Here is a 14,639-nt window from a genome sequence, read left to right on the forward strand (position 1 = left end):
TTGATTGATGCCCCCCACCCAACACTCCTAAGGTAGCTCCACGACAGCGAACCCGTGGAGTGGTCATGACAACAACAATATCCCCCGACTCGCGATGGACGCGGCGGCGCAGCGAAAAGCAGCGGCGTCTCGAGCTGGTGCGAGGTCTTGCCGACGGTGTGGTGTTGCCCACCGATAACATCGTCGCGGCGCTGGAAGCGTTGATCCTGCCGGGCGACCGCGTGGTGCTCGAAGGCAACAACCAGAAGCAGGCGGATTTCCTTTCGCGCTCCCTGGCCAAGGCCGACCCCGCGAAGCTGCATGACTTGCACATGATCATGCCCAGCGTCGGCCGCGCCGAGCACCTGGACCTGTTCGAGCGCGGCATCGCCCGCAAGCTCGATTTCTCTTTTGCCGGCACCCAAAGCCTGCGCATCAGCCAGTTGCTCGAAGACGGCCTGCTGGAAATCGGCGCGATCCACACCTACATCGAACTCTACGCACGGCTGGTGGTGGACCTGATTCCCAACGTCGTGCTCTCGGCCGGGTTCATGGCCGACCGCGCCGGCAACATCTACACCGGGCCGAGCACCGAAGACACCCCGGCGCTGATCGAGCCAGCGGCCTTCAGCGACGGCATTGTCATCGTCCAGGTCAATCAACTGGTGGACGACGTCAGCGACCTGCCACGGGTAGATATCCCCGCTTCCTGGGTCGATTTCGTGGTGGTGGCCGACAAGCCGTTCTACATCGAACCGCTGTTCACCCGTGACCCACGGCACATCAAGCCGGTGCACGTGCTGATGGCGATGATGGCGATCCGCGGGATCTACGAAAAACACAACGTGCAGTCCCTTAACCACGGCATCGGTTTCAACACCGCTGCCATCGAACTGATCCTGCCGACCTACGGCGAATCCCTCGGCCTCAAAGGCAAGATCTGCCGCAACTGGACCCTCAACCCACATCCGACCCTGATTCCCGCCATCGAAAGTGGCTGGGTCGAAAGCGTGCATTGCTTCGGCACCGAGCTGGGGATGGAGAACTACATTGCGGCGCGGCCGGATGTGTTCTTCACCGGGCGCGACGGTTCCCTGCGTTCCAATCGGATGTTCAGCCAGCTGGCCGGGCAATACGCGGTGGACCTGTTCATCGGCGCGACTTTGCAAGTCGATGGCGACGGCCATTCCTCCACCGTCACCCGTGGGCGTCTGGCCGGCTTCGGCGGCGCACCGAACATGGGCCACGACCCGCGCGGTCGTCGCCACAGCACGCCAGCCTGGCTCGACATGCGCAACACCGATGTGGCCGAGCCGATGCTCGAACGCGGCAAGAAACTCGTGGTGCAGATGGTCGAGACCTTCCAGGAGGGCGGCAAACCGACCTTCGTCGAAACCCTCGATGCCGTTGAAGTGGCGAAGAAAAGCGGCATGCCGCTGGCGCCAATCATGGTCTACGGCGACGACGTGACCCATCTGTTGACGGAAGAAGGCATCGCTTATTTGTATAAGGCGCGCTCGCTGGAAGAGCGCCAGGCGATGATCGCCGCCGTCGCCGGGGTGACCGCCATCGGCCTGCGCCACAACCCGAAAGACACCGCGCGCATGCGCCGCGAAGGCCTGATCGCCTTACCCGAAGACCTCGGCATCCGCCGCACCGACGCCACCCGCGAACTGCTCGCGGCGAAAAGCGTGGCCGATCTGGTGGAGTGGTCTGGTGGCCTCTACAGCCCGCCCGCCAAGTTCAGGAGCTGGTAATGCACGCACTTAACCTGCAACCGAAAAACCTGAGCCTGGCCGAACGGCTGGCGGACCTGGCGGTGGACGCACTGATCGACGAGGCTGATCTATCGCCGAAACCGGCACTGGTCGACCGTCGCGGCAATGGCGCCCACACCGATCTGCACCTGGGGCTGATGCACGCTTCGGCGTTGTCCTTGTGGCCGACATTTAGAGAAATGGCTGAAGCGGCTATCGAGTTCGACGAGATCGGCTTGCCCCTGCGCGAAGCCGTGGGCCGCATCGGTCGCGAAGGCGAGCAAGCCATGCTCGACACCACCGGCGGGGTGAACACCCATCGCGGGGCGATCTGGGCCTTGGGCTTGTTGATCACTGCCGCGGCGCTGGAACCTCAATCCTGCAATGCCAATAGCGTGGCGATACGTGCTGCGCGGTTGGCCCTGCTCGACGATCGTTTTGCTCCACGCCCGCTCAGTCACGGTGCGCAAGTCGCCCAGCGTTACGGCGCGCGGGGTGCCCGTGAAGAAGCACAACTGGGCTTTCCGGCGGTGTTGCATCGTGCGCTGCCGCAACTCAAACACAGCCGCGCCGCCGGCCATGGCGAACAGAACGCCCGGCTCGATGCGCTGCTGGCGATCATGACCGGGCTGGCCGACACCTGCGTGTTGTACCGCGCCGGTGAACAGGGTCTGCACACCATGCAATCCGGTGCTCAAGCGGTGCTCGACGCGGGCGGCAGTGCCAGCCTCGCGGGCCGTCGTCGTCTGCATGAACTGGATCAACAACTCATCGCATTGAATGCCTCGCCCGGTGGTGCCGCCGACTTGCTCGCCGCCACGCTATTGCTCGACCGTATCGAGCGCGACGGCATCCTTCAGGGAGCGTTTTGATGGAAACCTTATCTTTTGAATTCCCCGCCGGGCAGCCGCCACGCGGTCGCACCCTGGTGGGCTGCGTTGGCTCTGGCGATCTGGAAGTGCTGATCGAACCGGGTCAGCCCGGCAAGCTGACGATCAACGTGCAGACCTCGGTCAATGGCAGCGAACAACGCTGGCAGCATCTGTTCGCACGGATGTTCGACGGCCAGACGCCGCCGGCGATGGATATCGACATTCACGATTTCGGCGCGACACCCGGCGTGGTGCGCCTGCGTCTGGAACAAGGCTTCGAGGAAATCGGCCATGACTGACAGCGCATCCTTGCTGAACAAGCACAGCTTTGTCGAACTCGGTGCGCGGCAGCGGGCGAAAGCCTTGCTCGACGCCGATACCTTCCGCGAATTGCTCGATCCGTTCCAGCGCATCATGTCGCCGTGGCTGTCGCGCCAGGGCGTGGTGCCGCAAGCCGATGACGGCGTGGTGATCGCCAAGGGCAACCTCGATGGTTTGCCGGTGGTGATTGCGGCCATTGAAGGTGCGTTCCAGGGTGGCAGCCTCGGTGAAGTCGGCGGGGCCAAAATTGCCGGTGCACTGGAACTGGCCGCCGAAGACAACCGCAACGGCATCCCGACCCGCGCTGTGCTGCTGCTGGAAACCGGCGGCGTGCGCTTGCAGGAAGCCAACCTCGGCCTGGCGGCGATTGCCGACATACACGCAGCCATTGTCGACTTGCAGCAGTACCAGCCCGTGGTCGGTGTGGTGGCGGGCAGCGTCGGCTGCTTTGGCGGCATGTCGATTGCCGCCGGGTTGTGCAGTTACCTGTTGGTGACCCAGGAAGCGCGACTGGGCTTGAACGGCCCGCAGGTGATCGAGCAGGAAGCCGGACTCGAAGAATACGACTCCCGCGACCGGCCCTTCATCTGGAGCCTGACCGGTGGCGAGCAGCGCTTCGCCAGTGGCCTGGTGGACCGTTATGTCGATGACGATGTGGCGCAGATCCGCCAACAGGTGGGTGAGTTGCTCCAACAAGGTTTGCCGGCGCAATCACGCAGCCGTCAGGCCGAGCTGTTCTTGCAACGCCTGGCGCACCTGGACGCCGAACCACAAATCGAGCCGTCCGTGGTTCGCGATCTGTACCAAGGAGAACGCCCATGAACTCGTATTCACTGCGTGGTTTGAACTGGTTCAACGCCTTGAGCGCCGGGGCGAAAGCGATCGAGGGTTTGCCGGCTTCGCTGAAAGTAGCTGACGGTACGCTGGGCGATCAGCCTGTGCGTTTTATCGCGGTGGTGGCCGACCCGCAAAACCGCTTCGTCCGTGCACGCAACGGCGAGGTGGGTTTGCTCGAAGGCTGGGGCCTGGCCAAGGCTGTGGATGAAGTCATCGCCGCTGATCAGGACAAGGCACACAAACGCGCCTTGATCGCCATCGTCGACGTGCCGAGCCAGGCCTACGGTCGGCGCGAAGAGGCCCTCGGCATTCATCAGGCGCTGGCCGCTGCGGCGGACAGTTATGCCCGTGCCCGCCTGGCCGGTCATGCGGTGATCGGTTTGCTGGTGGGCAAGGCGATGTCCGGGGCATTTCTGGCCCACGGCTATCAGGCCAACCGCTTGATCGCCCTGCGCGATCCGGGGGTGATGGTGCATGCCATGGGCAAGGCGTCGGCGGCGCGGGTGACCTTGCGCAGTGTCGAAGAGCTCGAAGCCCTGGCGGCCAGCGTGCCGCCGATGGCCTACGACATCGACAGCTATGCCAGCCTCGGATTGCTGTGGGAAACCCTGTCGGTGGAGCAGATCGAACAGCCGACTGCGGCGGATCTGGCGCGGGTGACCGATTGCCTGCATCAGGCGATTGGCGATGTGGCCGCCGGTGGTCGTGATCTGAGCGGTCGCCTCGGTGCGAGTAATCGTGCGGCCTCGAGCAAGGTTCGCCAATTGCTGAGAGCGCAGTGGTGAATGCGCTTCTGGCTCACGACCTGCTGTGGGGGATGACCCCGCAGCAATTGCCTGCGGATGCGCCTGCGTGGGTGGTCGAGTCGATCAGTGCCGGCCAGCCGGTGGTGGTCCGTCGCGCCTTGAGCGCGGCGGGGCAGGTGGCGGTGGGCGTGCGCGGGCCGTTGCGCGAGCAGCGATTTGCAGCGCTGATGGACGTCGCCGCCATCACGCGACGGGTGCAGCCGGAAGAACTCTGCCATGTTCAAGGCAGGCGTGATTTCCCGGCGCTGCGTGCCTTGTCGCAATTGCGCCCGCACCTCGATAGCTGCGGCTGGACCTGGGGTGTCAGTGGCAGTGCCGGGTTCGAGTTGGCCAGTGGATTTACCGCTTTGCACGAGGGCAGCGATCTCGATCTGATCCTGCGTACGCCACGTCCGTTGAGTCGTGTCGACGCGCAGGCGCTGGTGAACGTTCTCGACACGGCCGTGTGTCGCGTGGACCTGCAGTTGCAGACACCTTCGGGCGCCGTTGCCTTGCGCGAATGGGCTGGTGCTTCGTCGCGGGTCCTGCTGAAAAATGCCATTCAAGCCATTCTGGTTACTGATCCGTGGAATCCGCAGGAGCAGGCAACGTGAGCAGCTTGTTGGTGTTTCCCGGCCAGGGCGCGCAACAACCCGGCATGCTGGCGCGTTTGCCTCGGCAAACGTTGAGCGAGGCGAGCGACCTGCTGGGTGAAGATGTGACGCAGCTGGATTCTGCCGAGGCGTTGCAGTCGACGAGGGCAGTGCAGCTTTGCCTGCTGATCGCCGGCGTCGCTGCTTCACGCCAGTTGGACATGACCCCGGACTACGTGGCCGGCTTGTCGATCGGCGCCTACCCGGCAGCGGTGGTGGCCGGTGCCCTGAGTTTCAGCGATGCGTTGCATCTGGTCAGCCTGCGCGGTGAGTTGATGCAGCAGGCTTATCCACAAGGCTACGGCATGACCGCGATCATCGGTCTGGACCTGGCCACGGTGGAGGCACTGCTGGCCCAGGTGCACAGCGCAGAAATGCCGGTTTACCTGGCCAATATCAACGCCGATAACCAGGTGGTGATTGCCGGTAGCGATGCGGCGATGAAAGCGCTGGCCGGGTTGGCGAAAGGTTGTGGGGCCGGCCTGGCCAAGCGTCTGGCAGTGAGCGTGCCGTCCCACTGCCCATTGCTTGAGGCGCCCGCGCAACGTCTGGCCGACGCCTTCGCCAACGTGCCGCTGCACACGCCGACGATTGGTTACCTGAGCGGCAGTCGCGCGCGTCCGCTGATCAAGCCTGAAGCCTTGCGTGACGACCTGGCCTTCAACATGTGCCGCATCGTCGATTGGCGAGGCACGGTACAAAGCGCTTACGAGCGCGGCGTACGTCTACAGATCGAACTGCCGCCCGGCGCGGTGCTCACCGGGCTGGCGCGCCGGGTGTTCGAGCAAGGCACCGTGATTGCTTTCGACGGTGCGCGGCTCGACACCTTGCAGGCGCTGATGTGTGAGGAGGGCAGCCGTCACTCTTAAATCACCGACTCAGGCTTCGAACAACAAAAACAACATTCGAAAGGCACTTTGAGGACTACAACAATGATTATTTACGGTGTGGCGCTGTTGGCGATCTGTACGCTGGCAGGGGTGATCATGGGTGACATGCTTGGTGTGTTGCTGGGTGTGAAGTCAAACGTCGGCGGTGTCGGGATCGCGATGATCCTGCTGATTTGCGCACGGTTGTGGATGCAAAAACGTGGCGGCATGACTCGGGATTGCGAGATGGGTGTCGGCTTCTGGGGCGCCATGTACATCCCGGTAGTCGTTGCCATGGCGGCGCAGCAGAACGTGGTCACGGCGCTGCATGGTGGCCCGGTGGCGGTGTTGGCGGCAATCGGTTCGGTGGTGGTCTGCGGTTGCACCATTGCCTTGATCAGCCGGACCCACAAAGGCGAACCCTTGCCCGATGAACCGGCGGATGTAACGCCGGTTGGCACTCCAGTGGGAGGCCGCTGATATGTGGGATCTCATCAAGAACGGTCTGGAGCACAACGGTCTGGTCACCGCATTCGCCTTTGTCGGCGTGATCATGTGGGTGTCAGTGGTGATCTCCAAACGCCTGACCTTCGGACGCATCCACGGTTCGGCGATTGCCATCGTCATCGGCCTGGTACTGGCCTGGGTTGGCGGCACGATGACCGGCGGGCAAAAGGGCCTGGCGGACTTGACGTTGTTTTCCGGTATCGGCCTGATGGGCGGCGCGATGCTGCGGGATTTCGCCATCGTTGCCACGGCGTTCGAGGTGCAGGCCACTGAAGCGAAAAAGGCCGGCTTGATCGGCGTGATCGCGCTGCTGCTGGGCACGGTACTGCCGTTCATTGTCGGCGCGTGCTTGGCCTGGGTATTCGGTTATCGCGACGCAGTGAGCATGACCACCATTGGCGCCGGTGCGGTGACCTACATCGTCGGCCCGGTGACCGGAGCGGCCATTGGCGCCAGCTCCGATGTGGTGGCGCTGTCCATTGCCACCGGCCTGATCAAGGCGATTCTGGTGATGGTCGGCACGCCGATGGCGGCGCGCTGGATGGGCTTGGATAACCCGCGCTCGGCGATGGTGTTTGGCGGGCTGGCCGGCACCGTGAGCGGCGTGACCGCCGGTTTGGCGGCGACGGACCGGCGCCTGGTGCCTTATGGCGCGTTGACTGCGACCTTCCACACCGGGCTTGGCTGCTTGCTGGGGCCTTCGCTGTTGTACTTCATTGTTCGCGGGATAGTTGGCTAGGTTCAGGGGCTGAGTTGTCGGGTCTGACGCTTTCGCGAGCAAGCCCGCTCCCACATTTGGAATGCGGTCGAATGTGGGAGCGGGCTTGCTCGCGAAGGGTGCGACACGGTTTCAAACCTGCCGATTGGCATACATCCGGCACTCAGCCAGCAACGCCAGCAGATTCGGATCACGCTCCTTGGCCTTCAGGAACACCACGCCGATGTGCTGCTGCAACCGGTACTTTTCCTGCAACGGGATCAGCTTCACCCGGTTCTCGTACACCGCCGCAATCCGCCCCGGCAACAACGCATAACCCACGCCCGAACTGACCATGCTCAGCAGGGTGAAGATGTCGTTGACCTGCATCGCCACCTTCGGCTCGAACCCTGCCTGCTCGAATACCCGCTTGCCGTCCTGATGGGTGGCGAAGCCCTGGGTCAGGGTGATGAAGGTTTCGTCGCGGACCTCGGCCAGGTCGACTTCGGTTCGCTGGGCAAACTTCGAGTCGGCGGGGGTGGCGAGGAAGATGTCGTCGGAAAACAGCGGGATCTGCTCGCAATCCGGATCGTTGACAGTCTCGTCCAGCGACACCAGGGCCGCATCGACTTCCATGTTCTTGAGCTTGTAGAGCAGGTCGATGTTGGAGCCCAGAATCAGGTCGATGTTGAGTTCGCTGCGGCGGATCTTCAGGCCCATGATCAACTGCGGCACGGTCTTCACCGTCAGTGAATACAGTGAACCCAGCTTGAATCGTTCGGCCGAGAACCCGGCGGCTTCGCGGGTCAGGCGCACGCTTTCGACGACATCCTGAATCAGCTTCTGCGCTCGTTCTTCCAGCACATAGGCGCTTTCCAGCGGCGTCAGGTTACGGCCTTCGTGCTTGAACAAGGGACAGCGCAGGGCGCTTTCCAGGGAATGGATCGCCCGATGCACACTGACGTTGCTGGTCTGCAACTCGGCGGCGGCCCGCGCCAGATTGCCGGTGCGCATGAAGGCCAGGAACACCTCGAGTTTTTTCAGGGTCAACTCTTCATCGATCAGCATGGGGCGGACTCTTTTTGGAATGACTCGATTGTGCCCGGTATTCACAGACCTTTGTAGGAGCTGGCTTGCCAGCGATGGCAATCGTGAAAACAGCGCAAAACTCCATGGCCCCATCGCCGGCAAGCCGGCTCCTACAGGGGGACTTTTGTTCTGAAACATTGCGCTTTTACGCTCCAGGGCTGAGCCTTGCGCGTTGCGGTGATGAAACTCGAGGGGAGCACCACATGTATCACGGGGAAAGACTGAACGCCTGGACGCATCTGTTCGGGGCCGTGGCGGCGTTTGTCGGCGGGGTGTGGCTGATTGTGCTGGCCAGTCTGGACGGTAGCCCGTGGAAGATCGTCAGCATGGCTATCTACGCCTTTACCTTGCTGGTGCTGTACAGCGCATCGACCGTGTACCACAGCGTGCGCGGGCGCAAGAAAGTGATCATGCAGAAGGTCGATCACTTTTCGATCTATCTGCTGATCGCCGGCAGCTACACGCCGTTCTGCCTGGTGACCCTGCGCGGGCCGTGGGGCTGGACGTTGTTCGGAATTGTCTGGGGGCTGGCGCTGATCGGCATCCTGCAGGAGATCAAGCCACGTTCGGAAGCGCGGATCCTGTCGATCGTGATTTACGCGGTGATGGGCTGGATTGTGCTGGTGGCGGTCAAGCCGTTACTCGCGGCATTGGGCGGCGCCGGGTTTGCGTGGCTGGCCTCGGGCGGTGTGTTGTACACCGTGGGGATTATCTTTTTTGCCCTGGACGATCGGCTGCGGCATGCCCACGGGATCTGGCATCTGTTCGTGATCGCGGGGAGTTTGCTGCACTTTGTGGCGATTTTCTTTTATGTGCTTTAGACCGCGTAACGGCTATCGCCAGCAAGCCGGCTCCTACAGGATTGATGTCGGTCACGGTGTTGGCGGCAACCCGATACCTGTGGGAGCTGGCTTGCCAGCGATGGCGGCCTAGAAATCACCCCAAAGCTGCTGGGCCACCGCCAACGCCACTACCGGCGCGGTCTCGGTGCGCAATACCCGAGGGCCGAGGCGGGCGGCGTGGAAGCCGCCGGCCTTGGCCTGATCGACTTCGGCATCGGACAAACCACCCTCCGGGCCAATCAGGAATGCCAGTGTTGCAGGCTTGGCATGGCTCACCAGCGGCTCGGCCACCGGATGCAGCACCAGCTTCAACTCAGCCTCTGTCTGCTTCAACCAGTCAGCCAGCAACAGTGGCGGATGAATCACCGGCACCCGTGAACGCCCGCATTGCTCGCAAGCGCTGATCGCCACCTGGCGCCAGTGCAACAGGCGCTTGTCGGCGCGTTCGTCCTTGAGCCGGACTTCGCAGCGATCGGTGAAGATCGGGGTGATTTCACTGACACCCAGCTCCGTGGCTTTCTGAATCGCCCAGTCCATGCGCTCGCCACGGGACAGGCCCTGGCCGAGATGGATTTGCAGTGGCGATTCGACCTGCCCGGCGAAGCTTTCGTCGATCTGCACCACCACGCGTTTTTTGCCGACTTCGACCAGCCTGGCGCGAAACTCCTGGCCCGAGCCGTCGAACAGTTGCAGCGCATCGCCCTCGGCCATGCGCAGCACACGGCTGATGTAATGGGCCTGGGCTTCGGGCAATTCGTGCTCGCCGGTGCTCAGGGGGGCGTCGATGAAGAAGCGGGACAGTCTCATTCTGGGTCTCTAAAAATTGGATCGGAATCGCATTTGTGGCTAACGGGCTTTTGTGGCGAGGGGACTCGCCCCCGTTCGGCTGCGAAGCAGTCGTAAACCGGCTAATGCGTTTTAACTGATGTAATGCAATTGCCGAATTTGGGGCCGCTTCGCGACCCAACGGGGGCAAGCCCCCTCGCCACAAGGGTTCTCCATTGGTCTTAGCCCGGATCACGGAACCCCGGATGGAAGTCCTTCGGCACCGCCACGCTGACACTGTCACGGGTCGCAATGTCGATCCCTTCGCTGGCCACTTCGGCGAGGAAGTCGATCTGTTCCGGGGTGATCACATACGGCGGCAGGAAATACACCACGCTACCCAGTGGACGCAGTAAAGCACCGCGTTCCAGGGCGTGCTGGAACACCTTCAGGCCGCGACGCTCCTGCCATGGATAAGCCTCTTTGCTGGCCTTGTCCTTGACCATCTCGATGGCCAGCACCATGCCGGTCTGGCGCACTTCCGAAACATTCGGGTGATCGACCAGATGTGCGGTGGACGAAGCCATGCGCTGCGCCAGGGCCTTGTTGTTCTCGATGACGTTGTCTTCTTCGAAGATGTCCAGGGTCGCCAGGGCCGCCGCGCACGCCAGCGGGTTGCCGGTGTAGCTGTGGGAGTGCAGGAAGGCGCGCAGGGTCGGGTAGTCGTCGTAGAAGGCGCTATAGACTTCGTCCGTGGTGATGCACGCCGCCAGCGGCAGGTAACCGCCGGTCAGGGCCTTGGACAGGCACAGGAAATCCGGGCGGATGCCGGCCTGTTCGCAGGCGAACATCGTCCCGGTGCGGCCGAAGCCGACGGCGATTTCGTCGTGGATCAGGTGCACGCCGTAGCGATCGCAGGCCTCGCGCAGCAGCTTGAGGTACACCGGGTGGTACATGCGCATGCCGCCGGCGCCCTGGATCAGCGGCTCGACGATCACCGCCGCGACCGTGTCGTGGTTTTCGGCCAGGGTCTGCTCCATGGCAGCGAACATGTTGCGCGAGTGCTCTTCCCAGCTCATGCCCTCGGGGCGCAGGTAGCAGTCCGGGCTCGGCACCTTGATGGTGTCCAACAGCAGGGCTTTGTAGGTCTCGGTGAACAGCGGTACGTCGCCCACCGACATCGCCGCCATGGTTTCACCGTGGTAGCTGTTGGTCAGGGTGACGAAGCGTTTCTTGGCAGGCGTGCCGCGATTGAGCCAGTAGTGAAAGCTCATTTTCAGCGCGACTTCGATGCAGGACGAGCCGTTATCGGCGTAGAAGCACCGGGTCAGGCCTTCCGGAGTCATCTTCACCAGGCGCTCGGACAGCTCTATCACCGGTTGATGGCTGAAACCGGCAAGGATCACGTGTTCGAGTTGGTCGACCTGATCCTTGATGCGCTGGTTGATCCGTGGGTTGGCATGCCCGAACACGTTGACCCACCAGGAGCTGACCGCATCGAGGTAGCGTTTGCCTTCGAAGTCTTCCAGCCACACGCCTTCACCGCGCTTGATCGGGATCAGCGGCAGTTGCTCGTGATCTTTCATCTGGGTGCAGGGATGCCACAACACGGCGAGATCGCGTTGCATCCACTGATTATTCAGGCCCATTTTCACTCTCCTGGAGGCGGTCCGTGACCAGCGCGGACATACAATCGCGCAAGCCTATGCAATGCGTGCGACGGGGACAACCCATTGTGTCGAATGAGCTACTTTGTACGTACCGATAGACGTTGCTGGCAGGCGTCTGAAGGCTGACGTATCCTTCGCGCTTCTTGAGCCGTCTGGCTCGCAAATACTGCTGTTTTCCTCGTGTTATTCCGGAGTTCGCTGAATGTCTGTCGGTTGGCTGCGCGCCTGTGCGCTGGTGATGTTGGGGCTGTTCAGCGTTTCTGCGCTGGCCAAGGATAAAACCGCGATCGTGATCGGCGGCGGCCTGTCGGGCCTGACTGCCGCGTACGAGCTGCAGAGCAAAGGCTGGCAGGTCACCCTGCTGGAAGCCAAGTCGAGCCTGGGCGGCCGTTCCGGCATGGCCACCAGCGAGTGGATCGGCAACGACAAAGTCCAGCCGGTGCTGAACAAGTACGTATCGAACTTCAAGCTGAGCACCACGCCAGCCCCTGAATTCGTGCGGACCCCAAGCTATCTGATCGATGGCGAGTATTTCTCCGCCGCCGATCTGGCGACCAAGCAGCCGGCCACCGCCGAGGCGCTCAAGCGCTTCGACAAGACCGTGGACGACCTGGCGCGCTCGATCGATGACCCGCAGAACCCGGCCGCCAACAACACGCTGCACGCGCTGGATCAGATCAACGTGTCGAGCTGGCTCGACAAGCAGAACCTGCCAGCCACCGCCCGTCAGTTGATCAACCAGCAGATTCGGACCCGCTACGACGAACCTTCGCGCTTGTCGCTGCTGTACTTCGCGCAGCAAAGCCGCGTCTACCGTGGCGTCTCCGATCGTGACCTGCGCGCTTCGCGCCTGGTCGGTGGCAGCCAGGTGCTGGCCCAGGCCCTGGTCAAACAGTTGAAAGTCATCAAGACCAACTCCCCGGTCTCGGCGATCATTCAGGACAAGGACGGTGTGACCGTCAAAGTCGACAGCGTTGGTTATCAGGCTGACTACGTCGTGCTGGCCGTGCCTCTGCGCGCCCTGAACAAGATCCAGATGACCCCGGCGCTGGACGCCCAGCACCTGGCGGCGATCAAAGGTACCAACTACGGCTGGCGCGACCAGATCATGCTGAAGTTCAAGACGCCGGTGTGGGAACCCAAGGCGCGCATGTCCGGCGAGATTTTCAGCAACGCCGGCCTGGGCATGTTGTGGATCGAGCCTGCCCTGAAGGGCGGCGCCAACGTAGTGATCAACCTGTCCGGCGACAATGCGCGGGTGATGCAGGCGTTCGGCGACAAGCAGATGGTCGATCAGGTGTTGATCCGCCTGCACGCGTTCTATCCACAGGCCCGTGGCTCGTTCACCGGTTATGAAATCCGTCGCTACAGCACCGACCCGTCGATGGGCGGCGCTTACCTGGCCTTCGGTCCGGGCCAGATCAGCAAGTTTTGGCGCCTGTGGGAACGCCCGATCCAGCGCGTAACCTTCGCTGGCGAACACACCGACACCCTGTACCCCGGCACCCTGGAGGGCGCGCTGCGCACCGGCCAGCGTGCCGCGAACCAGGTTGAAGACCTGGCGGCGGGCAAGTCGTTCGAACCGGCGAAAGTCGGCGCGGTCGCCGCGACGGCGGGCGCTGGTGCGGTGGCGGCGAAGAAAGGCAATTTCTTCAGCAACCTGTTCGGCGGCTCGGATGACGAGAAGAAGCCAGAGCCGGTCAAGGCACCTGAGCCAGTAGCACCTGCTCCTGTGCCAGCACCTGCCCCGGCTGTTGCACCGGCTCCGGTCGAAGCACCGAAACCTGCGACTCCGGTAAAAGCAGAGCCGGCCAAAAAGGCTCCGGCCAAAGCACCAGCCAAGACCGAGGCGAAAAAAGCTCCGGCCAAGGCACCGGTCAAGAAGGCTGAGCCGGCGAAGAAGCCAGCGGCCAAACCGGCTGCGACCCCGGCAACGGATGCCAAGGCGCAGTAACGGTCAGGCGTAAAAAAGCGCGGCTCAAGGGCCGCGCTTTTTTTTGCCTATCCTTCAAAGGTGAGATATTCCGGCCTTGTTTGGCATCGGGCTCGTGCAACCAACAATCTCGGTCCTACACGCTTTAGCGATATATCAGAAGCTTCCCACAAAGTAATCAGAAATGAATTATAGGTTTCGTATAATGTTCAATTATACGCTCTTAGAAAAACTTGGGGGGTATATGAAAATATTAGCTGCACTAGTAATTTTTATTGCGCTTATTGGTTGTGTGGATGGTGGTCTAACTATTCAAGGTCGCGACCTTGAGTTGACCCATAAATGCCAGATTGATCCGTACAAGCCAGATTGCTTACAGCCACCTCCTGTGATTAAAGGTCCTTAGATATCTAAGGTGTTTATCATAATTAGCGAGGGAATGAGAATTTCCAAGTTTTAATTTCTATGCCTTCAAATAAAACCTTGGCCTGCTTTGCCTTTGGAATGCGGCCAGGGACAAATCCAAAGCGAGCCCAGCACAGACTGCCCGTCCGTCCGTCGTAAATGACCAGATTTCCGTCATCTTGCATGACCATACAAGCGTTGTACCAAAGCGATTTGTCAGTGCTATGAGAGCTTTCGGCAACCCATAGACGCTTTCTGGAGGGGTCGTATAAAAAGCCACTATTACTGATTACAAACTGCAGTCGTTGATTCATTCTTTTTTGATATAAAGTCCTACTATAAATTTGATTGGCGTCCGCAACCCAAACTACAGCACCATTGTCGGTAATAACCAAATTTCCGTCAGCCTGCAACACCAATCGAAATTGTCCATTTTCAGACATGAGGTACTGTCCCGCCGACATCATTTGATTGGGGGGCAGTAAAGGCGAGCCGTTTGCTTGGAATGGAGTGTAAGTAATAGCCATGTTTTTTCCTTGTTCAATGAACTGTTGAGGTCTCATTGAACCAAGTTCAACTACGGAAGTGGCAATACATATTTATCGCTTGAATAAAAAACCGTCGATGTTTAGCCTGAAGCAGAAAAGGAAAGGGCCGT

General features: G+C 61.3%; 15 protein-coding genes. 11 read left to right on the forward strand and 4 right to left on the reverse strand.

Annotated features, from left to right (window positions below; translation table 11 throughout):
• Positions 1–65 precede the first annotated feature (65 nt).
• The 9 genes from mdcA (at position 66) to madM (ending at position 7,319) form a co-directional block, all read left to right on the forward strand.
• A complete protein-coding gene (gene mdcA / locus KGA88_RS06445) occupies positions 66–1,736 on the forward strand; it encodes a malonate decarboxylase subunit alpha (protein WP_110660809.1) in 1,671 nt (556 codons plus the stop codon).
• A complete protein-coding gene (locus KGA88_RS06450) occupies positions 1,736–2,608 on the forward strand; it encodes a triphosphoribosyl-dephospho-CoA synthase (protein ID WP_110660810.1) in 873 nt (290 codons plus the stop codon). Before mdcA ends, KGA88_RS06450 begins: the two co-directional genes overlap by 1 nt.
• Positions 2,608–2,907: a malonate decarboxylase subunit delta gene (locus KGA88_RS06455; RefSeq protein ID WP_223589698.1), complete on the forward strand. Its 300-nt coding sequence runs from the start codon at positions 2,608–2,610 to the stop codon at positions 2,905–2,907. Before KGA88_RS06450 ends, KGA88_RS06455 begins: the two co-directional genes overlap by 1 nt.
• The gene (locus KGA88_RS06460) at positions 2,900–3,751 is read left to right on the forward strand and encodes a biotin-independent malonate decarboxylase subunit beta (RefSeq protein WP_223589700.1); all 852 of its coding nucleotides are present in this window, start codon (positions 2,900–2,902) and stop codon (positions 3,749–3,751) included. The genes KGA88_RS06455 and KGA88_RS06460 overlap by 8 nt, the downstream gene beginning before the upstream one ends.
• Positions 3,748–4,551 (forward strand): biotin-independent malonate decarboxylase subunit gamma, encoded by an 804-nt coding sequence (mdcE, locus tag KGA88_RS06465; protein WP_223589703.1) that lies wholly within the window; start codon positions 3,748–3,750, stop codon positions 4,549–4,551. The genes KGA88_RS06460 and mdcE overlap by 4 nt, the downstream gene beginning before the upstream one ends.
• A complete protein-coding gene (locus KGA88_RS06470; RefSeq protein ID WP_223589706.1) occupies positions 4,545–5,165 on the forward strand; it encodes a malonate decarboxylase holo-ACP synthase in 621 nt (206 codons plus the stop codon). The genes mdcE and KGA88_RS06470 overlap by 7 nt, the downstream gene beginning before the upstream one ends.
• Positions 5,162–6,073, forward strand: coding sequence for a malonate decarboxylase subunit epsilon (gene mdcH, locus KGA88_RS06475; protein WP_223589710.1), 912 nt, complete (start codon positions 5,162–5,164; stop codon positions 6,071–6,073). The genes KGA88_RS06470 and mdcH overlap by 4 nt, the downstream gene beginning before the upstream one ends.
• 63 nt (positions 6,074–6,136) lie before the next feature.
• Positions 6,137–6,553 carry a malonate transporter subunit MadL gene (madL, locus tag KGA88_RS06480; protein WP_110661572.1) on the forward strand — a complete coding sequence of 139 codons (417 nt, stop codon included), beginning with the start codon at positions 6,137–6,139 and terminating at the stop codon, positions 6,551–6,553.
• A gap of 1 nt (position 6,554) precedes the next feature.
• On the forward strand, positions 6,555–7,319 hold the full coding sequence (gene madM / locus KGA88_RS06485) for a malonate transporter subunit MadM (protein ID WP_110661570.1): 765 nt from the start codon (positions 6,555–6,557) through the stop codon (positions 7,317–7,319).
• A 111-nt stretch (positions 7,320–7,430) separates the two neighbouring features.
• On the opposite strand, the gene KGA88_RS06490 is transcribed toward madM, so the two are convergent.
• Positions 7,431–8,345: a LysR substrate-binding domain-containing protein gene (locus KGA88_RS06490; protein ID WP_110661568.1), complete on the reverse strand. Its 915-nt coding sequence runs from the start codon at positions 8,343–8,345 to the stop codon at positions 7,431–7,433.
• 224 nt (positions 8,346–8,569) lie between these two features.
• Here KGA88_RS06490 and trhA point away from each other — a divergent pair, with 224 nt between their 5' ends.
• A complete protein-coding gene (gene trhA, locus KGA88_RS06495; RefSeq protein WP_223589714.1) occupies positions 8,570–9,187 on the forward strand; it encodes a PAQR family membrane homeostasis protein TrhA in 618 nt (205 codons plus the stop codon).
• A 108-nt stretch (positions 9,188–9,295) separates the two neighbouring features.
• Here trhA and KGA88_RS06500 read toward each other — a convergent pair whose 3' ends face one another.
• Both KGA88_RS06500 and KGA88_RS06505 read right to left on the reverse strand, forming a co-directional pair.
• On the reverse strand, positions 9,296–10,015 hold the full coding sequence (locus KGA88_RS06500; RefSeq protein ID WP_223589716.1) for a 16S rRNA (uracil(1498)-N(3))-methyltransferase: 720 nt from the start codon (positions 10,013–10,015) through the stop codon (positions 9,296–9,298).
• Between the two features lie 200 nt (positions 10,016–10,215).
• On the reverse strand, positions 10,216–11,622 hold the full coding sequence (locus KGA88_RS06505; protein WP_223589718.1) for an adenosylmethionine--8-amino-7-oxononanoate transaminase: 1,407 nt from the start codon (positions 11,620–11,622) through the stop codon (positions 10,216–10,218).
• A 223-nt stretch (positions 11,623–11,845) separates the two neighbouring features.
• Between KGA88_RS06505 and KGA88_RS06510 the strand changes: the two genes are divergently transcribed.
• Positions 11,846–13,597, forward strand: a complete 1,752-nt coding sequence (locus tag KGA88_RS06510) for a flavin monoamine oxidase family protein (protein WP_223589720.1) — start codon at positions 11,846–11,848, stop codon at positions 13,595–13,597.
• A 407-nt stretch (positions 13,598–14,004) separates the two neighbouring features.
• On the opposite strand, the gene KGA88_RS06515 is transcribed toward KGA88_RS06510, so the two are convergent.
• Complete coding sequence (locus KGA88_RS06515; RefSeq protein ID WP_223589722.1) at positions 14,005–14,508, reverse strand: hypothetical protein; 504 nt, start codon at positions 14,506–14,508, stop codon at positions 14,005–14,007.
• Between the last annotated feature and the right edge of the window lie 131 nt (positions 14,509–14,639).

Origin of the sequence: Pseudomonas sp. A-R-19, assembly GCF_019956575.1 — a bacterium.
Classification (GTDB): Bacteria; Pseudomonadota; Gammaproteobacteria; order Pseudomonadales; family Pseudomonadaceae; genus Aquipseudomonas.